Genomic DNA, 24,783 nt, shown 5'->3' on the forward strand with positions numbered 1-24,783 from the left:
AATGGGACATTCACCTATCCATCACATGCTCAGTAGGTCACACATTTTTTGTATTTTCGTTCAAAACGGCAAAGCTTATGAAACCCCTGGAACCGACCATTTACTACAATCCGGATCTGACGCAGATTATCAACGGGGAGGAAATCATGTCGCCTAGCCCTAGATTGCTCCATCAAAGAGCCTCCATGAGATTGGAATGGCTCTTACTGAATCATCTGGCGAAATTTGATTTGGGTGAACTATTCCATGCTCCATTCGATGTTATTTTCGAGCAAGACTTCAATCATCTGCAACCAGATATCCTCTTTGTATCCAAACAAAACCAGGAGATTTTACAGGATTGGGTACGCGGCGTGCCCGACCTCGTTATTGAAATCGTCTCTCCCGGTTCGAAGAAGATGGATACCGTTATCAAAAAGGATATTTATGAACGCTACGGCGTTCTTGAATGCTGGATTGTGTTTCCCGAGCAGGTTTGCATTGAGGTTTATACCCTTGTCGATCGCCAATATGAGCTGTACGGCACGTTTTTGAGGCAGGACAGTGTGCATTCGAAGGTTCTGGAAGGGTTATCATTCCCTGTCAATGCTATTATCAAATGATTAACAGGCGGTTAGCAATGCAAAACCTTTGAATTACCCGCCTTCCCCATAAATTCACTAATTTCGGCCTCATTAATCATTACTAGCTTCTGATTTCATGGCTGAAATTGCCCCTTCTATACTGGCCGCGGATTTTGCAAACCTGCAACGCGACGTCGAAATGATCAACAGCAGTTCCGCAGGTTATATTCACGTCGACATTATGGACGGCATGTTCGTCCCCAATATTTCGTTCGGACTTCCCGTCTGCGAGGCCATTCATAAACATGCCCAAAAGCCGCTGGACGTACATTTGATGATTGAGCAGCCCGACCGCTACCTCGAAGCATTCCGTAATGCGGGGGCATCGGTGCTCACGGTACATTATGAGGCTTGTCCGCATTTGCACCGCACGATCCAGCACATCAAAGAACTCGGTGCAGAACCGGGTGTCGCGCTCAATCCACATACACCGGTGGAAGTTTTGAGTGAGATTATGGGCGATGTTTCGCTGATCCTGATCATGTCTGTGAACCCCGGTTTTGGCGGCCAGAAGTTCATTGAAAACAGCTACCGGAAAATCGCAGCGCTGGACGCCTACCGTAAAAAATTCGGCTACAACTTCAAGATAGAGGTAGACGGCGGCGTTAACCTCAACAACGCGCCCCGGCTTGTGCGCGAAGGCGTGGACATCCTCGTGGCAGGCAGCTTCGTTTTCACCTCGCCCGACCCCGTACAAACGATCACCGAGCTGGGAAATAGCTAGCATTCATTTAGCTGACACCCATGAAAATTTCAAAATCACTGGCTCTCATTTTGCTGGCCTGCATACTTCTGACAGCGTTTGCATTTCAAAAAGAAGATCAGGCCTCTGCAAAATTTCCGTTGAAAATCAGTCCAAATGGCAGGCATATTACCGACAACAACGGTACGTCGTTCCTGATGGTGGCCGATGTAGCCTGGCAAATGCTTCGGAAACTGAGCTATACCGAAGCGGTTCAGTATATGGACATCCGCAAATCGCAGTCGTTCAACACCTTCCTGGTGCATTTACTTCCCGCACTGCCCAATCAGCGGAATTTCAATAAGGTAGCGCCGTTTCTTGACAATAATGATCTTTTAAAGCCTAATAAGCCCTATTTCGATTACCTTGAAAAGATCGTTATAGCGGCCAGGGAACGTAATCTGGTGGTCGGCATTGTGGTGTCGCGGCAGAGCTGGAACACGGTTTTTGATACCCAAAAAGAAGAAGCGTGGAAAAGTTACGGGACTTATGTAGGAAAGCATTTTTCGAAATATTCCAATATCATCTGGATCATCAGCGAAGAAGAGTACCAGAGTGCCTCTCAATTTAAAGCCATTTCCGAAGGTATCCGGGCGGAATCCGACGGACAGATCGTGGCCTCGCTCAATACCTGCTCACCCACGAGCGTGAACGACAATTCACCCAATCACTCGGAGCTTAAATTCATTATTCCCGACTCCACGGTAACCCCCGCCGAATATGCCGCATTGGCTAACTGGCAGAAAAACTCGGCGGAAGCGGCATTAAGGCCGTTCCTGATCGCCAATTCGGAGTTCCCAAAGGAAATCACCGACCAGTCGACGCTCATCCGCAACCAGGCCTATCAATCCGTTCTAAGCTCGGCGGCCGGTTTCTGTCACATGAGCACGATCAAGAACTTTAATCCAACCTGGAAAGTCAACATTACCAAAGACGGTGCCGAATACATTCACCAGATGGTAAAAATCCTCAAAGGCATTCCGTGGGAATATATGCAGCCGGATACGCCCGACCTCCTCACAGACTCACTCGACAGGGCCGAGATAGGCATTGTTTCGCTTTCGAATAAAAAGATGGCCATGCTTTACATTCCTACCTCGCGACCAGTGCGCCTGAACCTCAAACATTTGGAAGGAAGCCTGTTCGGTGCGGTTTGGTACAGCCCGCGCACCGGCAAAAGGTGGAACGGAAAGGATCTGAAAATTGAAGAAGAAGCGATCGTTCAGCCACCCGACTCTCAGCCTGAATGGGACTGGATACTCCTCATCGGCGCCAAGCAGTAGATTGACATTTTTTTGTATTATTAATATATTACCAGATATTGAAAACCCCGGCCGGTATCTGACGACCCCATGCGCTTGACATTTACAAACACCCTTTTTGGCATATTACTGGCAGCAATGCCGCTATCCGCGTACTGCCAGGAGGTGTTATGGGCAAACAAGGTGCTGGGCTATTCTTCCGAATACCGCCCGTCGCAAATAGGCCACGCCTACCGCTCCAAACAGATCCTCGGCGTTCCCAGCAAGCTGCCGGATTTTGACGACAGCCCCTGCGCCTGGTCGCCAGCCGACGCCGACGGGCGTAACGAGGAATGGATCAAAGTTGGTTTTGACAAAACCATTCCATTAAAACAGATTGCGATTGCTGAGAACTTCAACCCCGGCGCTGTTGTGCGGGTATATGCATACGATCCCGCCGGCAAAGAATACCTGGTTTCTGAAACACCAGCTGCCCAGCAGACTGTAAGAGGCCGGATGCTCCATATTTTCCCCAAACAGAACATCCAGGCTAATGCGGTGAAAGTAGTCCTGCAACCGGGCAAAGTTTCGGGTTTCAACCAGATCGACGCGATCGGTATTTCCCCTGATGCGACACCAGTAGAGGCAAAAATCAATTTTGTCGCGTCTCAGCTCAAAGCGCAAAAGGAGAATATGGGTAAGGCGATCAACTCCAAAGGTCAGGAAGTGGCGCCCATTATCGCGCCGGATGGAAAAACGCTCTATTTTACGAGGAATAATTTCGAAGGCAATATCGGCTCACCAGCCCGTCAGGACGTCTGGTATTCGACGCTCAACGATCAGGGGCAATGGGCGGATGCGACCAATATAGGCCCACCTATCAACAATGCGGGAGATAATGCGATTACCAGTATTTCGGCCGACGGAAAAACGATTTACCTGATCAATGAGTACCGGCCCGACGGCAGTTTGTATTTCGGATTTTCACGTTCCTTTAAAACCAAATCAGGCTGGGGATTCCCGCGTACATCGCGGATCACCAACCTGATAAAGACGGCGAAAACCCTGGAAATCACAGTATCTCCATTCGAAAACGTGCTCATCATGTCTGTGGAAGGACTTGATTCGGAGGGTGGTAAAGACCTTTATATATCATTTTTACAAAAAGACAATACATGGTCCGAACCGCGAAACCTGGGCGGCGTGATCAACACCGCCGACACCGAAGGAACGCCTTTTCTCGCATTGGACAACAAAACCTTGTATTTCTCTTCGCAAGGCCACGCAGGTTACGGAGAAGGCGACCTCTTCCTCACCCGCCGCCTCGATGACACCTGGCTGAACTGGTCTACACCCGAAAACCTTGGCCCGGCGGTGAACTCACCACTTTGGGATGCATTTATCAACATCCCGGCAACCGGAGATTATGCCTATTTCAGCGCAAGTGACAAGGTTTTAGGACAGGAAGATATTTTCCGCATCCGCATGACGCCCGAGATCAAGCCGGATCCGGTGGCGGTCGTAAGCGGAAGCATTCTGGAAGCAGAGACGAACAAGCCGGTAAAATCGGACATTGTCGCCGACATTAAAAGCACCAATACCTCCTTCGCAACCGCTAGTTTCGACCCGGAAACAGGCGAATACCGGCTGATACTTCCATTGAAGGAGATATACCGCATTACGGCTTCCGGTGAGGGCCATTTCCCGGTTGCGGAAGATATGGACCTGAGCGCAGAAACCAGTTTCCGCACCATCCGGAAGAATATCTACCTGCAACCCATTAAGGCAGGGCAGCAGATCAGGCTTAGCAATACGATGTTTTCCCAAAGCAGCGCGGAAGTGATCCCGTCGTCATTTGCCGAGCTCGACAAGATCGCGGAGACGATGAAGACCTATCCAACGATGGAAATATTGCTGGAAGGCCATACCGACAACCAGGGTGAAGTACAAAAGAATGTCAAACTCTCGGCGGACCGTGTGGAACAGGTAAAAAAATACCTGTTATCCAAAGGAATCGACGGCAAGCGCATTCAAACCAAGGCCTGGGGCCCGGCGCGCCCCATCGCCAGCAACCTCACGGAACAGACACGCCAGAAAAACCGCAGAGTAGAGTTTACAATTCTTAAAATCTAAAAAATATCCTATAACGGGAAATTTCCTTATTTTCGCGGCGTCCATCAGCGAACGCACTAATGTCTCTCAACCAAACCAAGGAAACCCTGCGGTCAAGGCTTATACTATCCCTCATTCTGCTTGCTGGTCTTGCTTTAAGGCTCTACCATCTCGATCGTTACAGTATTTTCTTTGATGAAGTGAGCACGTTGCTCGTCAGCCAGGGCATTGTATTGGAAGGAGCCAATCAGAAAGAGGCATTTGCGACGCGCGAACTGGTCGATTCCCGTTTCTGGACGACGCCGGAAACTCCTCCGAAAGGCGTACTCCGTTCATTTACCGCTAACGAAGTTTTTCATCCCAAAACATTCACGCCTGCCGAATTCTGGGCCCCGAAATCGATTCCGGACTATTACGAGGCGATGACGCGCAGCGACATTGGAAACAGTCCCTTCTATTACTCGCTCCTCCATCCGTGGATCGATATTTTTGGCTTTTCCGATTTCTCGATACGCTTCTTTTCGGTCATTTTCAGCGTGTTGATCATTGCATTGACGTATGCCTTCGCAAGGAGGTTCTTTGGCATTAATACCGCATTGATAGCAGCCGGCATCACAGCCATTGAACCCTTTTTTATCGCTTACAGCCACCAGGCACGCAACTATTCGCTCACCTTTTTCCTGACGTTGGCCGCGACTTATTTCTTTTTACAAATCATTGAAAATAAAGCCAGTAAACGGAATACGCTCTGGTTATACATCGGTTATGTATGCTCCGCCGGGCTTGGGCTTCTCAGCCACTTTCTGGTAATTTCGGTGCTGCTGGCGCATGCGGTTTATGCATTGTTCTTCCTGAGAACCTTCAAAGGCTGGGTTCGAATGGCCATCGCGGCGGTATTCACGCTTTCGGGGGTTACCTGGTGGCTGATGTTCGGAGGCGGTGTTTACACATTGTCATCGTTGCAACATCAGGCCGATTTGTACCGGCGAATGGCCGAAACGGGCGAACAGACGTTCGGCAACATCCCTCCGGCAACGCCTATTAACGTCTTCAACAAATCGCTGCCTGTTTTTACCGACCTCGTCATTTTCACCAATGGCCTTACCGATGCACTGGGAGGTAAAAAGAATGTGGCGATTGCGCTGGTGGCGGCATTGATACTGATATGCTGGTACCGTTTTAAGGACAAAATCAATACGCCAGCCTGGCTGACACCACGTTTCCCGTATTTGCTGATCATTTTGGTTTCTTTCTTTTTTACTAATCACAAACTCCAGTTCAGCATTTTAAGCGTCAGCCTGTTTGCTTTGTCCTTCATTCCTGACCTATATAAAAATGCAAGCCGTGAGCAGCGGAGCCGGCTCTGGCTGCTGTATATGATGGCGCTCGTACCGACATTGTTCCTGATCCTGATGTCATTCAAAAATGGGCATACTTACGGCATTACGCAGCGCTATTCAGGGTTTTCATTTCCTTATGTGATCATTCTGCTGAGCCTTTTGCTGCAATTCTACACCACTTTGCAGGCGGAGTTCAGGGTACTTATTTTCGTGTTCCTGGCAGCTCAGCTTTATTTTGTAGGATTGAGGTTAAAAGAATTCTATGAAGACCGCTCGCCGAAATACGGATACTTCGCCGTACCGCGCGTGCCGAACCCTTACATAGAGGCAGCGAAGAAGATCGAAGCGACTTATCAACCCGGCGACACGGTTTACTACCCATCCCCTCGCTACGAGATCACTTCGGAAATGGATAGGACATTCCTCCCCTACTCGATCCACGATGCGCAGATTACCAACCTCTATTTCCCGAAAGACGCGCAGTATGTCCAGGCTATGGATACCACTCAGAACGAGCGGATCTGGATCAGAAAAAAAGGCCGGACGGAGCCTGTCGAAATCATGAAATTGACCGGCAAACGTTACGGTTTTGAGTAAGCGGCAAGGTTGTTTTGACAGAGCCGTCCAATAAGATTTCGTATATTGCGGACTTAAAACCGGAGATCTGGCCGTTATTTTGCAGGCAATACCTTACATCGACATACAACATCAGGCATGACAGCAGCAGAGATATTAAAAGACCCGAAACAGTTGAGCGGCGAGCTTCGCCTGAAAATACTGGGGCTTTACCACCAGGCCAACGCGGGCCACATTGGTTGCTCGCTCAGCTGCATTGACCTGATGATCGCGGTCCTTTTTCTCCAAAAATCGGTCGACGATACTTTCATTCTTTCCAAAGGCCACGCTGCGGCCGCGCTTTACGCCTGCCTCAATACCCTTGGCGAAATTACCGACGAAGAGCTCGATACATTCTACCTCGACGGCACCACTTTACCTGCGCACCCCGCACCGCGCCAGTACAAAGGCATTCCTTTTGCTACCGGTTCGCTGGGCCACGGATTACCCATTGCAACGGGCATTGCCCATGCAGCCAAGGTCGGCGAAGAAGCAACGTATTCCTTTACGCTGCTGTCTGATGGAGAAACCAACGAGGGTACCACCTGGGAGGCCGCCCACTACGCTATTCAGAACCAGCTAGACAACCTGATCATGCTCATCGACAAGAATGGCTTGCAGGGTTTCGGATTCACCGACAAAGTTCTGGGAGAAACCGCTTCCGTGGAAAAATGGAAAGCAATCGGTTTTGAAACCGTCGAAGTGGATGGTCACGACATTGCAGCCATCAGCGCGGCAATCAGCGAATTGAAGGAACATAAGAACGGGCTGCCCAAAGCGATCATTGCCAACACTGTCAAAGGAAAAGGGGTTTCCTATATGGAGAACAAATTGGAATGGCATTACCTGCCCATGAATAAAGACCAGTATGAGCAAGCTACACTGGAAGTAAAGGAACGTTATCTTAATGAATTGACGAATGCTTGATCATTTACCGGTTTACCGCGATAAAATAGAGAAATTAAAAGGGCCAGTTTTTGTTTTCGGTGCCAGCGGCTTCATCGGCGCCAATCTCTTCAATGATATATTCAAAATCCGGAAGGATTGCTATGCAGTAACGCACGACGCCACCAAAGCGTGGCGCTTGAAACTGCTGAATGTCCCGTTTGAAAACATCATTCACTGCGACATTCTTTCCGACAATTCGATTAAGGAAGTATTTGAAAAATACAAACCGCAAACGATTTTCAACCTTGCGGCTTACGGTGCGTATAGTAAACAAAACAATGTGAACCTGACCTACGAGACGAATGTGCTCGGAACAGTCAACATCCTTCAAAATTGCACGAAGGATATGGTTTACATCCATGCCGGAAGCAGTTCCGAGTACGGTTTCAACTGTACTTCTCCCAAAGAAACCGACCGCGTCGAACCGAACAGCCATTATGCGGTGTCAAAGGTTTCGGCCGCCTATTTGCTCGAATATTATGCCAAAGTCGCAGGACTTAAAACGCTCAACCTGCGCCTGTATTCGATTTACGGGTACTGGGAAGAACCCGACAGGCTGATCCCGCGCCTGATCGAGAATGCGCGTAAAAAAGGATTGCCCTCGCTGGTGTCACCCGATATCAGCCGTGATTTTGTGTTTGTGGAAGATTGCGTGGAGGCGTTCCTGGATGCCGCATTAAAAATCGATGATGAAAAATCGGGACGTTCCTACAACATTGCTACCGGACGCAAAACGACGATGGGCGACCTCGTGGAAGTGACCCGCAAGGCATTTTCTATTGCAAAGGAGCCGGAATGGGGCAGCATGTCGAACCGTAAATGGGACCTTGCCGAATGGTTTGGCGACCCTACCGCATTTGAAACCGATTTCGGCTGGAAAGCCCGGACTTCCCTGGAAGACGGCCTGACACGGTACAGCAAATGGCAGGATGCTGTTCAATATGAAGCACGCTTGATCCCGGCTTTTGAAAATCCAAAACTCAACCCGGTCATCACGGCGATCATAGCCTGTTACAAGGACGCGCAGGCGATCCCGTTCATGTACGAGAGGCTTGTCAAGACGTTCAATGAACTGAAAGTCCGCTACGAGATTATCTTCGTCAACGACAGCTCCCCTGACAACCAGGAGGAAGTGATCAATGCGATTTGCGATAAAGACCCTAATGTAGTCGGAATCAGCCACTCGCGTAACTTCGGTTCACAATCGGCATTCCTGAGCGGAATGGAAATCGCAACCGGCGATTGCGTGGTGCTGATGGACGGCGACTTGCAGGACCCCCCCGAAATTATCCCGGCATTCTACGAAAAATGGATGGATGGCTACGACGTCGTGTACGGCGTACGCGTACAGCGCGAAATGAAGCCGCATATCCATTTCTTTTATAAATCGTTCTATAAGATATTCCAGGGACTCAGTTACATTCCAATACCACGCGATGCCGGCGATTTCTCTATGATAGACCGCAAGGTGGTAAAAGAACTGGTGGATTTGCCCGAAACAGAACAGTTCCTGCGCGGCTTGCGTGCGTGGGTAGGTTTCAAACAGACCGGAGTTCCTTACGTACGTCCGGAAAGGATGTTCGGCGTTTCGACCAACAACTGGACGAAAAACATCTGGTGGGCTAAAAAGGCTATCTTCTCATTCAGTTTTGCTCCATTGGAACTGATGAGTTATGCGGGATTCGGCCTCACCGCCCTATCTATTTTGGGAATTGTTTGGCAGATACTGGCCAAATTCTTTTTCTTCCCGGATACGCCGAGAGGCCTCAGCACCGTAATTATCCTGATAGTCTTCTTCGGTGGGCTTACGATTCTGGGTATTTCGTTTCTTGGTGAATACATTACCAAGATATTCGAAGAGACTAAAAAACGTCCTAAGTATATCCGCACCAGAATTCGGCGCGGTTCGAAGGCATATAAAACTGCCGACGAGATCCGGGCTTTGGTGAAACAATTGAGAAAGTAGCTAAATTGCGTGATATCAACCGATTAGGCAACTAATCCATTTAAGTTAAGCAATCAATCGGCCTGGCGCCCACTTAACGATGAGAAAAGAATTTTCAACAGCCATAGAAGACCTCGCGGTGGAAGACGACTCCGTCATTTTCATCACGGGCGATCTAGGATATAATGCATTGGAGAACTTGCAGGCCAAAATGGGCAAGCGGTTTATCAATGCCGGTGTTGCGGAGCAGAATATGGTGGGCGTAGCTGCCGGCTTTGCGCACAAAGGTTATAAAGTATTCTGTTACAGCATTGCGCCGTTTATCGTGTACCGCTGCCTCGAACAGTTCCGTAACGACGTATGCTTCAACAACTTACCGGTCTTCCTGGTTGGTAATGGCGGCGGATACGGATATGGTATTATGGGCAGCAGCCACCATACCATTGAGGATCTGGCATGTTTGAGCGGCCAGCAGAATGCCCAGGTGTGGGTGCCTGCCTTCGCCGACGAGGTGATACCGGTTGTGCAACAGATCGCGGCAGACGCGCGGCCCGCCTACCTACGCCTTGGCGCCGGAAAAACTACGCCTGCAAACAGTTACCTGACAGGTTCATTTAAAGTAATACACCAGCCAGCCCACGCCGAAATGACCGTTTTTGCATTGGGCCCGGTTGCCAATAATGTGCTATCGGCGCTGGGGCTTACTCCCGAGCTGGCCGAAAAGGTGAACGTGGTCACTGCCCTGCATTTCCCGCTAGAACTGACCGACGAACTGATCGCGCTGGTCAGAAAAGCACCGGCGATCCTCGTTGCCGAAGAGCATATCAGCACCGGTGGTTTGGCTCAGCAGCTTTCAGTTCAGTTACTGGAAAAAGGTATTTTCCCATCGGTATTTAAAAGTCTGAAAGCGGAAGGCTACCCCAATAGCCGCTACGGCAGCCAAAGCTACCACCAGAAGCTTTCCGGACTGGACGCGGATTCGATATTGTCGAGCATCAGCCAACTAATGATCACGGCATGACGAAAAAGGCTTTAACCATTATCCTGAGCCTGATCCTGCTGTTACCCGTCGCCATTTATTTCACGGTTTGGGATTACTATGCCATCAATATCCCTAAGTGGGACGACCATGCGCTGAAAAATTTCATCGCCGAATACGCGCAGGCCGGTGACTGGAAGGGAAAAATCAAGGCGCTTTTCAAGCAGCATAACGAACACCGCATCGCGCTGACCCGGCTTTTTGCGTGGATTGATTATGCCGTTTTCGGACATCTGAACTTCCGGCATCTGATGACCGCAGGCAATATCATGCTCCTGGCGGCGATTCCGCTGTGGTATGATCTGCTCAAAAAGAATAAAAAGCCGCTTTTCGCATTGGTACCCATTCCATTCCTGTGGATGACGCTCGCATTCTGGGAAAATATGTACTGGGGAATGGCGGCCGTTCAGAATCTCGGCGTTGTTACGCTCGTACTCTGGACGTTATACCTGGTTATCAATCCCAAAGTGTTACCTTTCTCGATTGCTATGCTGCTGAGCGTGGTAACCGTACTGACAAGCGGTAACGGGTTGATGGTGTTACCCTTAGGTGCTATCCTGCTTTTTCTGGCACAGAACCGGAAGCGGTTTGCACTGTGGATCATCATCAGCATTGCCGAGATCGTCTGCTATTTTTATTGGTATACCAAACCTGAATCCAATCCGGAATCGAAAGCCGGTATTCTCCAACTTGCGAAGGGCTACATGGCGTTCCTGGGCTCATTTGCAGAGTCCATTCCGGTGCTGGATCATTTCAAGGTTTGCCTTTTTATTGGTATCGTGCTGTTTTTGGTAGCGATTTCCATTGCTTCTACTACCCTTTTCCGTATTGCACGCAACAAGTATTCCGTAAAGTTCGAGCGGACGACCGATCTGTTCTGCCTCGGCGCAATCCTTTTTATCCTCGGAACGGCGTTAATCGTGGTTTATACCCGCGCAGGTTTTGGTCTGGAAGGATTGATCACGAGCCGCTATAAAATCTATTCGGTACTGTTGCTGATCATCGCCTATATCTATGTGGTGGTTCCGATCCGCGGCAGCTTTCTTTCGCCTTACATTACGGCCATCATCGCGCTTGCAGTTACCTTTAATGTGTTCAGCTACCATTATCATCTGGTGGACGCCTATAACCTGAGGAAGCAGTTGGTAACCTGGCAGTTCAATTGGACATTTACGGATAAGTCATTGAAATACCCCACAGACACATCGTTTACGGCCAATATCGTGGAAAAAACGCCGGTGATCTACGACAAATGGCTGCCGCTGATCGCCATCGCCGACCGTCAGAATTATGCCGGTAGCTCGCGTGGAATGGTCGATTTGTATGATAAGACCACATTCACGACGGATACTGCATCCATTAAAATCAGTAACACCACATTCACCAGCCAGCGGTTGCAGGACAGCGGTGTGTATGTGCTCCTGAGTTCAGAAGAATGCTATTACATTTTCCCGGCCTTGCGCACACGTAACACGAGCCGAAAGCAACTGTTCCTGAAACAATACTACTTCGCCCCTGGCTTTTATGCCGACATTCCGTTCTCCGAAATGGACAAGGGTACATACAAAGTGGCGCTGATCCATCAGCAGGGCAACGAGACCGGCATTCTGTTCAAAGACCAGCGCGTGACGGTGAAACAAACCCGTAAAAAAGAAGTGAAAGTTAACTGGTAACCATGCGCACCAATTCGGAAGGACACATTATTCAACTTGACGGCGTGCGCTTTATTGCAGTAGGGCTTGTTCTGCTCGATCACCTGATCGTAGAGATCAACATTATCCCGTTCGGGGCGCTCGGCGTGACCATTTTCTTCGTGCTCAGCGGTTTCCTCATCTCCCGTATTTTGCTCAAAAGCAAGGAAAAAACTTATGGGACGCCCGGAGGCTTCAAAAAATACCTGCGCAAGTTCCTGATTCGCAGAACGATCCGGATATTTCCGGTTTATTACCTGATCATCGCAATACTGTTCATTCTCAATGTGCCGCCAGTCCGTGATAAGCTGGCGTGGCTCGCATTGTACGGGACCAACATTTATATTGCCCTGCACAAAACATGGATGGGCTCGGTGGACCATTTGTGGTCGCTGGCGGTGGAAGAGCAGGTATATCTCTTTTTCCCCTTCCTGATATTCTTTATTCCAAAGAACAGATTGGTGCCTGTGCTGGGCTTAATGGGTATTTTCAGCATTCTGCTGCGCGCTTACATTTTCTATTCCGGCAGGATTCCCGGCACCAACTTCGTCACAATGGCCGAATGGACGGTCGCATACGTATCCACGCCCGCTTGCTTCGATTCGTTCGCATTGGGTGGGCTTATGGCCTGGATGCAGCTTTACAAGAATGACCTGTTTGTCAAATTCTTCAACAAATCGTGGCCGGTTCTGCTCGGCTTACTGGGCTGGGTGCTGGTACAATGGTGGGCTAAATCGCTTGCTCAGCCTTTCAACTTCCCGTACGTAGTGCTCGACAGAACCTTGTCGTCCATTTTCGGGTTTATGCTCATAGGGCGCGCTGTGATGGGTTTCAAGGGCTGGATGGCCGCGTTTCTCGAAAATCCGGTGTGTATTTATCTTGGCAAAATCAGCTATGGCCTGTACCTGTACCACAATTTTGTATATAACCACTTTCACAGCGGTCCCATGCACCCAACGGTCAGGCTTTTCCGGAAAATCTATCAATATATCCCCAGCCTCGAAGGCAATATCGCATTCGAAGCAACGGTTGTAGTAGCGCTCACTGTCTTAGTCGCATCGGTTTCCTGGCACTTTTTCGAGAAACCGATTAATGCCTTGAAAGACAAGTACGCTTACTAAATAATGAAACCCCATAGCCCGGTTACAGGCTTTATTTATTAATTTCGCGCAACATACCAAATACGCTTTTGCATGTCATATCTTCTGAGTATAGTAATGCCCGCATACAATGAGCAGGATTGTATCGAAAAAGTAGTTTATAATTGGACCACCTTCCTCAAAACCAAATTCCCCAACGATAACACTACCCTGATCGTCATCAACGACGGATCAAAAGACAATACGAAGGTATTACTGGATGAACTCGACAAAAAGATCGACAACCTCACGGTGGTTCACCAGAAAAACGGCGGGCATGGTAATGCGGTTGTAAACGGCTACCGCAAGGCGCTGGAAGTTGGCTCCGAATATGTATTCCAGACCGACAGTGATGACCAGTTCGTTTCCGACGATTTCGACAAGCTCTGGGCCAAACGTTCCCAGTCGCAATTCATACTCGGTTACCGCCAGGTGCGGCACGATGCGGGCGTACGCCTCTTTATTACGAAATTCCTCCGCGGTACGATCTCTTCTGTTTATGGTACATTTATCATGGACAGCAATATTCCGTTCCGTCTGATCAAAGGAACATTCCTTCAAAAACTGATGGACCAGCTGCCCAACCCTGAACCGTTCGCACCGAACATTTTCCTGGCTGTGATGGCTAAAAAATCGGGACAGGAACTGTTCGATATCCCTATCACCCACAAAGACCGTGAAACCGGCACCGTTTCGATCGTGAAATGGAACCTGTGGAAAGTTTGTATACGAAGCTTTAAAGAACTCTTGCGGTTTCGCCTCGAACTGAATGATAAAGTGAAAGCGATCCGCGCTTAAAAAACAGGCTTGTGTCGAAAAAAAAACTGATTGCTATCCTGCTGGTCGTACTTATCGCGTCAGCAGGATATTTCCTGTTCAAATGGTCGAGGGGTTCGTCGGCAGCCTGGCAATTCATCCCGTCCAATGCCGTGGTGGTAATCACCAGCGAGCATTTGCAAGATTCGGCCTATACGGCTACCGAGGCCTCGCTTGACCTCAAACGGCTTCCCCTCCTGGACATCGCCAGCGATAATCTGACATTGCTCAACCTGCTGACGAAAGATCCTAAAAAACTCAAAACATTCCTGAAAGGCAAAGCCCTTTCGTACTCCTATCACCCGCGTACGAGCACGGAATGGGGGGTGATCATGTACATTCCCGTAACGGAAGAGGAAACCAAATGGCTCGCCAGCCCGCAGCACGCCAACATTCGGCTTCTGCACCATAACTTCCAGGACCACCGCATTACCGACGCCATCGACGCCAATTCGCGGCCGCTGTTCTCCTATCTGGTCAAAGACCACTTCCTGATCGTGAGCTATTACGGTGATCTGATTGAAGACGCCGTGCGTGCGTCGTCACTCAATATCGCCTCGTTCAGGCTGCGCTCACGCTTTTCGAATATCAATGATTCTGACTACGGAACGAGCATTTACCTGCGCACGGACGCCTGGAAATCCGTCATGTCGATGGAGAATGTGGCTACCCTGGCCGAGTTTGGCAAGAGTTTCCCCTCCTATCAGGATTTTCACATCGAAAAAGCCGAAAGTAAGGGTAATCTGGTCGTTAAATCGGACGGGGCGGATGCGCCGGATTATTACCTGGCCGAAATCCTGAAAGATAACCCCGGCACGCCATTCCTCGGGCATAAGCACGTTTCCCAGCAAACTTCCTTTTTGTACCGCGCAGCTGCATTCGACAAGGCGGCTTTCAAGGCAGCTTTTGCGAAATGGCATAGTAAATACAAGTCTCCGGCCTGGGACAAACTCAACTACTATATCGCGGGCGAAAGCAGTGTGCTGGTCGATAATATTGGTTCGGAATTTGTGCTATGCCAATTGGAAGAAAACAACAGCATTACCGACGGTAAAATACTGCTCACGGAATTTTCCAATTACGATAAAGTGAGGCCGGTGCTGCAAAAACTCGCGCGCCTGGCCAACCAGGAAAGCAACGCTTCCGCCGACCAGTACCAGGGCTATGACATTTACTCGGTACCCGTTCCTGAACTGCCGGCAGGATTGTATGGCCCGATGTTTACCGGCTTTCCGCGCAGCTACATCACTTATATCGCGCCCTACCTTGTGATCAGCAACAATTCGCAGGTTTTACAAAACTATATTGTCGATTACGAAAACCAGATCACCTGGAAACAGTCGCCTGAATACGACAGCGTGCTCACGAACGTGAACAACGAGGCGCAGCTTTCGATGATCGTGAACCTGCGGAAGGCGCAATCGGGCGAGGAGACGCAGGTAAGCAAGAAGTACAGCGACCTGACTGCCAAAATTGAGTCGATTACCCTGCAATGTCGTTTTGAAGGCAACGAGGCATTTCCGGAACTGACATTCCATCCCAAAAAACGGCAAACCGCCAGTAAGGTACTCAACCGTACGTTCCTGAATATCGACATAGAATGGCCGGATATCTACGATGCGGAACTAGCCGCATTGCAAAACCCGATCGACGGAAGTTCGGAAATATTACTGACCGACAAGGAACATAATCTACTCAGAACGAATAACCTGCGCGAAGGAAAAACGCAAGCGATTGCAAAGCTGAACGGCCCCATCAGCACAGCCGCTTACAAAGTCGACTTCCTGAACATCGGCCGCCAGCAACGTATTTTCGCCACCGGCCGCACGGTGTACGCATTGGATGAAGACGACTCCACCAATGTATCCGCATTCCAGGCGCATTTGCCTACCTCCGACCCTATTTCGGCATTGTACCTTATCGACGGCGGAGAGGACGGCAGTAACCGGTTTATCGTCAAGAGTTCGGCGGAAGAGCTGTTTGTTTGGGAAAGTGTGACCCGCTCACTCAAAAGGTTGAACCATTCGGTGGATTTCGAGAAGATTGTCGGACCGGTTGTAGCCTTGAACCAGATCGGCAACAGGGGCTTCATCGTGACGCAGCAGAATGGAAAGATCTATTTATTGAAAGAAAACGGGACGGTAAAACCCGGCTTCCCGGTCGATATCCTGACGCGCGCCGAAAGTCCGTTTACCTGGGCGCAAAATCCGCAGACCGGTCAGCCGGAGCTCGCGGGCGTGAGCGTGTCGGGTGAGCTGATCCGCATTACGCTGGACGGTAAAATCACTTCCCGCCGGCAGCTCCTGCGTCCCGAACCGGGTTCACGCTTCCGGATCCTTTTTGACCGCAATTCGCTGGATTGGATATTGGTCCGCTCCGTTAATTCAAAAACCGCCATTATTACCAAAGACGGTCGTGAACTGTTCGAAATCAAGGATATTTTACCCAATTCAACAATCCAATACCATTTTTTCGGCGTCGACAACCGGTTTATTACGATCAAATCGGGCAACTATACCACGGTTTTTGACATGAATGGAAAGCGCCTCGGCGACAAAGCTATCCCGTCGGAAATGCCGGTGCAGCTCACCTATCAGCCCGGTTATTATAAATTATTGATATTCAGCCGGTCGGAAAAGAAAATACAGGTCTGGTCGATCAAGTTGAGATAATGCTATGAAAATTTTAAGATATATCGCTCTGGCCGCTGGCTGCCTGATCTGGGCCGTGGGACTCATTCCGACCATTTTACCCTGGCTTTGGAAAGAACAGGTCGTGGAAGACGGTTATCAGTATGGCGATCTTTACAAACTCTCGAACCTGTCCGGGTTTCGCGATCCGCGCCATCAGTGCACCGGGTATATCCCCCCTGTTCGGCCGCAGTCTGCGAAAAAAGTGCATTTGTACATCATCGGCGATAGTTTTACGGAAAAAGGAAGGGTTGAAAAGAAGGACTTTCCGGTAGATGAATACACCTGGGTGAAATGGTCCGACTTCCTGCATATTAAACTCGATACAACCGAACACAACATTCTTCTGATCGAAAGCGTCGAACGGCATTTCCGCCAGAAATTCGCATCGTCGGTCCTAACCGTGCTCGTTCCCGACACCGCGACATTTGTTCGGGATGGGGCTCCCGCTAAGTTCATGTACCGCCTCGACGAAGCGTTCAAAGGCTCGCATACTGCCGACAGACTCGACGGTTTTCTCTTCCAGAACGACTTCGTGCTGCGCCTGAAAGAATGGAAATCCGATTTTAATCACCGCTTTTTTAACCGCACCGGTTCGGGTGTCACACTGGTAAACGACGATCGCGATATCGTGTATTACATGGATACCGACACGCCTAATATCACCTCGGCATTCACGCCGGTTCGCGCTACGGAAGTTGATTCGATGGTAACTAATCTCAACGCAAGCCGCGACTTCGCCGATTCGCTGGGCTTTAACAATGTGATATTGTCTATTATCCCAAATAAGGTTTCGGTGCTCAGCCCCGATTATGGTCCGTACAACAATGTGATCGAGAAGATATACAATCATCCCAAACTAGCGGTACCATATATCGATATCCTTCCCGATTTCCGGCGCATGGGCCGCTCGGCATATCTGAAAGGCGATTCCCACTGGACTTGCGAGGGGCAGACGCTCTGGTTGAATAAAATCAATGCGCTGATCAACCGGCTCGTGGCCGAACCTGCTTCCTAGTCAACCGCTTATTCCTCGTCGGGAAGGCGGGCGGTCAGCTTACTCACCGTGAGCCCCTGGACGATGATCGAGAACAGCACCACAAAATAGGTGATCGCAAGCAACACGTCTTTGTTAAGATCCTGATCAATGGATAATGCCAGCGCGATGGACACGCCTCCCCGCAATCCACCCCATACCAATATCGTAATCGATTTCTTCCCGAAACGCGTCCTGAATGGAATCAGTTTGACCGGAATGTAGATCGAAATAAAACGTGCCGAAAGCACTACCACGATGGCCGCCAGTCCTGCCCAGCCATATTGCTTCATATCCGGAATGAGCAGCAATTCGAAACCGATGATCAGGAACAGGATCGCATTCAGGATTTCATCGATCAGCTCCCAGAACTTATCAATATAGTCACGTTCCGTATCCGAAACCGCACCGGGGTTTTTACCATAGTTACCTACTACCAGGCCCGCCGCCACCATTGCGAGAGGGCCCGACATATGCAATGCCTGTGCAGCCAGATGCCCGCCCATCACGATCGCGAGCGTAATGAGCACATGGACATTGTAGCCGTCTACCCGGTACATCATTTTGGAACCCAGAAAACCGAGCGCCAGGCCGAGCAAAATCCCGCCAATCGCCTCTTTGACAAACAATCCGGCGATCCCTGTAAACGATGTATTCACCTCTTCCCCGCGCGCCAGCGCAAGCATGAGAATGAACACCACCACCGCCATACCATCGTTGAAAAGCGATTCACCGGCGATCTTGGTTTCGAGGGATTTGGGAACGCCTGCCTGTTTGAGGATACCGAGCACAGCAATAGGGTCGGTAGGCGAAATCAATGCGCCGAACACAAGACATTGGATCAGCGGAATGGTAATGCCGAGCAAAGGCAGAATATAATACATTAGAAAACCGATCACGAAGGTCGATATCACGACGCTGACGGTCGAAAAAATGATCACCGGCATGCGCTGTTCGCGGAGATCTTCCAAATGCAAATGGATGGCACCCGCAAAAAGCAGGAAATTGAGCATCGCCCCCATGAGTATTTCCGTAAGGTCGACGCTCGCAATGAGCGTGGAAATGCGGATGAACGTGCGCGGAAATATGCTGTCGGTTGCGATAAGCCCCAGTGAAACCATCAATGCGATCACCATGACGCCGATGGACGGAGGTAATTTCAGAAACCGGGAATTGAGGTAGGAAAATATCGCAGAGAGGACAATTAAGGCAGAAAAAGAGTAATACAGCTCCATGAAAATATTTTTTAGACTAGTCAAAAATAGAAAATTAAGGGCTCGCATTCAAGGCGGAAGGAGCCACGCGGGCAAACTCTAATAGTATTCTAATCGATTGTTTTCCTACATTAGTAATCCAAAGGTTGCTTTGTCATTCAACGCTTCGCTATCAACTATGCAAAAGACTCTGGCAAATTTCAAGCCGTGGCCGTCCAGGCATTTTTACCCGGTTTTGATGCTGCTAATCGGTATCTTCCCCGCTCGGCCCGTATTTTCACAAACCGGAAAACTGAAACCCGGCTTCGACAAGGCCGAGTACCAGGAGCTCGTGTATATGCACGCCCTGCTGTACGACACCGCCATGACCAACCGGCAAAAGTTCAAGGTACCGCGGCCGACCAGGGCCGACTCCATTTATTCCTCTCCCGTGATGGGGCTTGACAATCGCTGGGGGCTTTGGAAAAATAAATCTTCGGTAGGCGTGATCAATCTCCGCGGTACGACGATGAACGCCGTAGGCTGGCTTGAAAATTTCTATGCCGCGATGGTACCCGCACACGGGGAACTCAAAATCAGCGGGGATTATACATTCAAATATCATCTGGCCGATAATCCGAAGGCAGCCGTGCACGTTGGTTGGCTCGTCGGTACGGCCTATCTCGCCAGGGATATCGTCCCGAAAATCGATTCATTGTACAAAACCGGCGTTAAGGATTTCCTGATCATGGGCCACAGCCAGGGCGGGGCGCTCAGCTTTCTCATGACGGCCCATTTGTATTCGTTGCAAAAACAGGGTGCATTACCCAAAGACATCCGTTTCAAAACCTACGCCAGTGCCGCCCCCAAAGTGGGAAATACCTATTTTGCTTATGAATATGAACACCTGATCGACGGCGGCTGGGGTTATAATGTGATCAACTCTGCCGACTGGGTGCCGGAAGTGCCATTTTCGGTACAAACCCTCGCCGATTTCAACAATACCAATCCTTTCAAGAATATCGACGGCATTATCAAAAAGCAAAAGCTCATTGCCCGCATTGGCATGAGGCACGCTTACAAGGGTTTGCGAAAGCCGAGCGAAAAGGCGCAGCGCAATTATGAGAAGTACCTGGGCAAGTATGCGGGAAAGATCGTCTCCAAAAACCTGCCCGAATACCAATCACCGGCCTTCTATAAGAGCAGCAATTACGTACGCACTGGGCCGACGATCGTGCTGCTGGCCGATGCCGCATATTATACGCAATTTGAAGATTCGGACCAGAACGTCTTTATCCATCATGGTCTGCATCCCTACCTCCACCTGATCGAACAATACAAATACTAACCCCTTCATGCGCTCCAAACTGACACTAACCCTGCGGGGCATCCTGCCGGGCATCCTGCTGGGCATTGCATTTCCCGCCGCTGCCCAGTACCAGACCCTATTTGAAAAAAGCGGCGGCAAACAAACGCCTACCTACGAGGAAGGCATTGCATTTTACCGGCAGCTCGCGCGGAATTTCCCGCAGGTGCAAATGCAGGAAAAAGGCCCTACCGACAGCGGCCGGCCATTGCATCTGATATTGTATTCAAGAAATAAGGTTTTTGATATTAAAAAACTGAAAGCACAGGGAAAAGCTGTTTTGTTCATCAACAATGCCATTCACCCGGGTGAGCCCGATGGCGTGGATGCGTCGATGATGCTGTTGCGGGATATGCTCATTCATCCTGCCAAATTTCCGGAACTGGACAGCGTCGTGGTCGCCATTATCCCATTCTACAACATCGGGGGTGCATTGAACCGCAACAATACCACACGCACCAATCAGGTCGGGCCGGAGGAATATGGTTTTCGGGGAAATGCGCGGAATTACGATCTGAACAGAGATTTCATCAAATCGGACACCCGGAATGCACGGAGTTTCGCGGCCATTTTCCATGCGCTCGATCCCGATCTCTTCGCGGATACGCACGTAAGCAACGGAGCCGATTATCAATATGTGATGACGCTCGATTATGCCCAGAAAGACAAGCTCGGCGGCCCGCTCGGCGACTTTACCGACAAGGTTTTCCTGCCTTACATGTACAAGCATTTGAAAGAAACAGGCTACGAAGCGACGCCCTACGTGAATGCTTACGGACAGACGCCTGACAAGGGTTTTGTCCAGTTTCCCGACTGGCCACGCTATTCAACGGGCTATGCGGCTTTGTTTCATACAATAGGTGTAATGACCGAAACGCACATGCTGAAACCCTATGATCAGCGCGTGAAATCGACTTATGCCTATTTGCACGGCAACATCAGGTTCCTGGCCGCATATCGCAAAGCTTTGCTGAAACTTCGGAATGAGACGAAAGAGGCGGTTAAAAAGCAAGAGAAATTTGCCATTACCTGGCAAGTCGATAAGTCAAAACAATCTACTATCGCATTCAAAGGCTACGAACCGGAGTACATACCGAGCGAAGTGAGCGGGTTGCCCAGGCTGCATTACGACCGCTCAAAACCGTTTACGAAGGACATTCCGTTTTACGACACCTACGTTCCGCTGGATGAGGTGACCCGGCCCGAAGCTTACATTATCCCGCAGGGCTGGCATAATATAGTAGAGCTGCTGCGATTGAATGGTGTTGAAATGAATGTGCTTGACAAAGATTCGGAGATTAATGTGGAAACCTACCATATCCAAGAACTGGAAACTCCGAAACAGCCATTTGAAGGGCATTACTGGCACACTTCCGTCAAGCTAAGGACCGAAAAACAGAAGCTGATTTTCAAAAAAGGCGACTGGGTTGTTCCTGCCGATCAATCCGCCAACCGCTATATTATCGAAACCCTCGAACCGAAAGCAGTGGATTCTTTTTTCAAATGGAATTTCTTTGACACCATTTTACAGGCGAAGGAGCATTACTCGGGCTACGTTTTTGAAGATCTTGCCTCGGATTTGCTTAAAAAATCACCCGAATTGAAAGCGAGACTCGAAGAGAAACGTAAAGCCGATCCTGAGTTTGCCAAGAACGGCAATGCACAGCTGGATTTTATTTATCAAAATTCGGATTACGCGGAAAAGGAATATATGCGCTATCCCATTTTCCGCGTCGTCAAATGATCAGAAACGGAAGCCCAGATTGAAATTGAATTCACCGGTGATTTCCATCCCCCTGTTCCTGTAAGTTTCCGATCTGAATTTTTCACGGTCAATATACCGCGGGCCTAATCCTGCATTCAGGCCGATCTGGAAGTGTTTCGTGATCTGGAAATTCACGTAGTTATTGACGATCATTCCCATCCGGAAGCGTTCCCTTTCCTCGTCGCGGCTGGTGTGTACCTGCGTTGTAGGGTTGTAGTCCGTATAGTTGTACCAACGTTTACCAACACCGGCGTAAAGCGTGGGTCCCACTGCGTAGGTAACGCGCTTCTGGCCGAAGGGATAGATTTTTAAGCTTGGTGAGAAATAATACATCTGGTCGTTATCGTTTGATTCCGATCCGACGGGGAAGTAATAGCTGTCGGGAATGGTAAGCGTAAATGGCAGAAGCAAGCCAAAATAACCGCTTTTATCCAAAATTCTTTCATAACTGATCCCGAAGCCCGGCCCGCTATCGAGTGCTTTAAAAGGCGAGAAATCAATTTTGTTCCTGCGCATCTCTTCGTCCTGGACCACCGGCGAGTTGCGTTCGTGTCCGCGCTCGCTGCTGCGTTCGCTACTGCGTTCGCGACGTTTATCGAACCAGATCGTCTGGCCGTTCCCGAACTCGATCCGCAGCAATTCATTCTTTCTGATCACGAAATTGGCTGCATTGGCTTCCTGGCTGATCTTGTACAATACCTTGTCGATACCTACTTCCACTACCTTTCCTTCGATGGTAGAGCCATTTTTCCGGACCATTACATCCTGCCCATGAACGGCCACGAAGATGAACGACAATAAGAATGTGAGAGTAATAATTCTGCCCATAGCGTTGCTGCGTTGATGAATGATGACCAAATTTACACGATAAGTGAGTACTTTTGCCAAGTATACTCACTGAACGTTTAAAAACATACTTCTGTTATACACCTGGCCGGATCGGCCGATTCATATTATGCAGGCTGCGTTTAAAATGGATAATCGACACGCAGCCCTTAAAAAGACCAAATGACATTTCAGGATTTAGAACTCATTGAGCCGATCAAAAAGGCTCTTCAAGAAGAAGGATACACCACCCCCACCCCCATCCAGGCCAAAGCTATTCCGGTTATTCTAGAAAATAAAGACTTGCTGGGCTGTGCGCAGACAGGTACCGGTAAAACCGCCGCTTTCGCGATTCCGATGCTGCAATTGCTGCACGAAAACCCGGTTGGGAAGTTTGAAAAAAGCCGTATCCGTGCCTTGATTTTGACCCCTACCCGCGAGCTGGCGATCCAGATCGGTGAGAGTTTCGCTGCCTATGGGCGCCATACGCGTGTGAGGCACAGCGTTATTTTCGGTGGTGTGGGCCAAAAACCGCAGACCGACGCATTACTGAAAGGCGTCGATGTAGTAATCGCCACGCCGGGCCGCTTGCTCGATCTGATCAACCAAGGATTCGTTAAACTGAATCAGCTCGAATTTTTCGTGCTCGACGAGGCCGACCGCATGCTCGACATGGGTTTTGTACACGATGTAAAAAAAGTGATCAAGCTGCTACCGGCCAAGCGCCAGTCGTTGTTCTTCTCGGCTACGATGCCTCCGGCGATCGTAACGCTGGCGAGTACCATTTTGAGAAACCCCTCGAAAGTGGAAGTTACCCCGGTTTCTTCAACGGCCGATACCATTCGCCAATCGGTGTTTTTCGTAGATAAATCAGACAAAAATTCGCTGCTGCTGCATATTCTGAAAGATGAATCTATTGCAACGGCATTGGTTTTCACCCGTACCAAACACGGGGCGGATAAGGTAGTGAAAGTATTGCGTAAAGCAGGTGTTACTTCCGAGGCGATCCACGGCAACAAGTCGCAGACCGCCCGCCAGAATGCATTGAAGAATTTCAAAAGCCAGACTACCCGTGTTTTGGTAGCGACCGACATCGCAGCACGCGGTATCGATGTGGATGACCTTACACACGTGATCAACTACGAAATCCCGAATATTCCCGAAACGTACGTTCACCGCATCGGTCGTACGGGTCGTGCGGGTGCGAAGGGCATTGCGTTCTCGTTCTGCGACCGAGAAGAAAAGACGTATCTCAAAGATATTCATAAGCTGATCGCCAAGAACATCCCGGTAGTAAACGACCATCCTTACGCGCTGGGCAGGTAATTGGTAGTATGTCAAAAAAAACCTACTCGGATATTGACCTTCCGCAAGCGCTTGCATTAAGCCAAAGACCGGACACCGTGCTGGTGGATGTGCGTGAAAGCTGGGAGTTTGAGGAGTTCAATGAAGGGGGAATCAATATCCCGCTGGCCGAGATCAGGGAAAAACGGCCGCTGGTGGCTCCTTATCAGACCATCGTGGTGATTTGCACCAATGGCGTCCGAAGCAAGGTTGCCGCTATGGATTACTGCCGCGTGCCTGAATGGGCCGACAAGCAGATTTACCATGTGAGAGGCGGCATTATCGAATCCGAATAAAATAAAACAGCCTCGCA

At 49.6% G+C, this 24,783-nt stretch carries 19 protein-coding genes; 17 read left to right on the forward strand and 2 right to left on the reverse strand.

Annotated elements, in window-relative coordinates:
- Positions 1-77: 77 nt before the first annotated feature.
- The 13 genes from IEY24_RS15230 (at position 78) to IEY24_RS15290 (ending at position 17,959) form a co-directional block, all read left to right on the forward strand.
- The gene (locus IEY24_RS15230) at positions 78-602 is read left to right on the forward strand and encodes a Uma2 family endonuclease (protein ID WP_188933533.1); all 525 of its coding nucleotides are present in this window, start codon (positions 78-80) and stop codon (positions 600-602) included.
- A 97-nt stretch (positions 603-699) separates the two neighbouring features.
- Entirely contained in the window at positions 700-1,347 is a 648-nt protein-coding gene (gene rpe / locus IEY24_RS15235) for a ribulose-phosphate 3-epimerase (RefSeq protein WP_188933535.1), read from the forward strand.
- Between the two features lie 20 nt (positions 1,348-1,367).
- A complete protein-coding gene (locus IEY24_RS15240) occupies positions 1,368-2,648 on the forward strand; it encodes an apiosidase-like domain-containing protein (RefSeq protein WP_188933537.1) in 1,281 nt (426 codons plus the stop codon).
- Between the two features lie 69 nt (positions 2,649-2,717).
- Positions 2,718-4,739: an OmpA family protein gene (locus tag IEY24_RS15245; protein ID WP_188933539.1), complete on the forward strand. Its 2,022-nt coding sequence runs from the start codon at positions 2,718-2,720 to the stop codon at positions 4,737-4,739.
- 59 nt (positions 4,740-4,798) lie between these two features.
- Complete coding sequence (locus tag IEY24_RS15250) at positions 4,799-6,655, forward strand: glycosyltransferase family 39 protein (RefSeq protein WP_188933541.1); 1,857 nt, start codon at positions 4,799-4,801, stop codon at positions 6,653-6,655.
- 117 nt (positions 6,656-6,772) lie between these two features.
- Complete coding sequence (locus tag IEY24_RS15255; protein ID WP_188933543.1) at positions 6,773-7,600, forward strand: transketolase; 828 nt, start codon at positions 6,773-6,775, stop codon at positions 7,598-7,600.
- Complete coding sequence (locus tag IEY24_RS15260) at positions 7,593-9,587, forward strand: NAD-dependent epimerase/dehydratase family protein (protein ID WP_188933545.1); 1,995 nt, start codon at positions 7,593-7,595, stop codon at positions 9,585-9,587. Before IEY24_RS15255 ends, IEY24_RS15260 begins: the two co-directional genes overlap by 8 nt.
- A gap of 79 nt (positions 9,588-9,666) precedes the next feature.
- A complete protein-coding gene (locus IEY24_RS15265) occupies positions 9,667-10,587 on the forward strand; it encodes a transketolase family protein (RefSeq protein ID WP_188933547.1) in 921 nt (306 codons plus the stop codon).
- Entirely contained in the window at positions 10,584-12,278 is a 1,695-nt protein-coding gene (locus IEY24_RS15270; RefSeq protein ID WP_188933549.1) for a hypothetical protein, read from the forward strand. Before IEY24_RS15265 ends, IEY24_RS15270 begins: the two co-directional genes overlap by 4 nt.
- 2 nt (positions 12,279-12,280) lie before the next feature.
- Entirely contained in the window at positions 12,281-13,417 is a 1,137-nt protein-coding gene (locus IEY24_RS15275) for an acyltransferase family protein (RefSeq protein ID WP_188933551.1), read from the forward strand.
- A gap of 72 nt (positions 13,418-13,489) precedes the next feature.
- Positions 13,490-14,233: a glycosyltransferase family 2 protein gene (locus IEY24_RS15280; RefSeq protein ID WP_188933553.1), complete on the forward strand. Its 744-nt coding sequence runs from the start codon at positions 13,490-13,492 to the stop codon at positions 14,231-14,233.
- An 11-nt stretch (positions 14,234-14,244) separates the two neighbouring features.
- Positions 14,245-16,923, forward strand: a complete 2,679-nt coding sequence (locus tag IEY24_RS15285) for a DUF3352 domain-containing protein (protein ID WP_188933555.1) — start codon at positions 14,245-14,247, stop codon at positions 16,921-16,923.
- A gap of 4 nt (positions 16,924-16,927) precedes the next feature.
- Complete coding sequence (locus IEY24_RS15290; protein ID WP_188933557.1) at positions 16,928-17,959, forward strand: alginate O-acetyltransferase AlgX-related protein; 1,032 nt, start codon at positions 16,928-16,930, stop codon at positions 17,957-17,959.
- Positions 17,960-17,967: 8 nt separating this feature from the next.
- Here IEY24_RS15290 and IEY24_RS15295 read toward each other — a convergent pair whose 3' ends face one another.
- Positions 17,968-19,212: a cation:proton antiporter gene (locus tag IEY24_RS15295; protein ID WP_188933559.1), complete on the reverse strand. Its 1,245-nt coding sequence runs from the start codon at positions 19,210-19,212 to the stop codon at positions 17,968-17,970.
- Between the two features lie 157 nt (positions 19,213-19,369).
- On the opposite strand from IEY24_RS15295, the gene IEY24_RS15300 reads away from it, so the two are divergent.
- Together IEY24_RS15300 and IEY24_RS15305 are read left to right on the forward strand one after the other, a co-directional pair.
- The gene (locus tag IEY24_RS15300; RefSeq protein ID WP_229222374.1) at positions 19,370-20,518 is read left to right on the forward strand and encodes a lipase family protein; all 1,149 of its coding nucleotides are present in this window, start codon (positions 19,370-19,372) and stop codon (positions 20,516-20,518) included.
- Between the two features lie 7 nt (positions 20,519-20,525).
- Positions 20,526-22,280: a M14 family metallopeptidase gene (locus tag IEY24_RS15305; RefSeq protein WP_188933561.1), complete on the forward strand. Its 1,755-nt coding sequence runs from the start codon at positions 20,526-20,528 to the stop codon at positions 22,278-22,280.
- Here the strand turns inward: IEY24_RS15305 and IEY24_RS15310 are convergent, their stop codons facing one another.
- The gene (locus tag IEY24_RS15310; protein ID WP_188933563.1) at positions 22,281-23,129 is read right to left on the reverse strand and encodes a hypothetical protein; all 849 of its coding nucleotides are present in this window, start codon (positions 23,127-23,129) and stop codon (positions 22,281-22,283) included. It lies immediately after the preceding gene.
- Between the two features lie 180 nt (positions 23,130-23,309).
- On the opposite strand from IEY24_RS15310, the gene IEY24_RS15315 reads away from it, so the two are divergent.
- Positions 23,310-24,452, forward strand: a complete 1,143-nt coding sequence (locus IEY24_RS15315; protein ID WP_188933565.1) for a DEAD/DEAH box helicase — start codon at positions 23,310-23,312, stop codon at positions 24,450-24,452.
- An 8-nt stretch (positions 24,453-24,460) separates the two neighbouring features.
- Positions 24,461-24,766, forward strand: a complete 306-nt coding sequence (locus IEY24_RS15320; protein WP_188933567.1) for a rhodanese-like domain-containing protein — start codon at positions 24,461-24,463, stop codon at positions 24,764-24,766.
- Positions 24,767-24,783: the final 17 nt, after the last annotated feature.

This window comes from Dyadobacter endophyticus, from assembly GCF_014641595.1.
Classification (GTDB): domain Bacteria; phylum Bacteroidota; class Bacteroidia; order Cytophagales; family Spirosomataceae; genus Dyadobacter; species Dyadobacter endophyticus.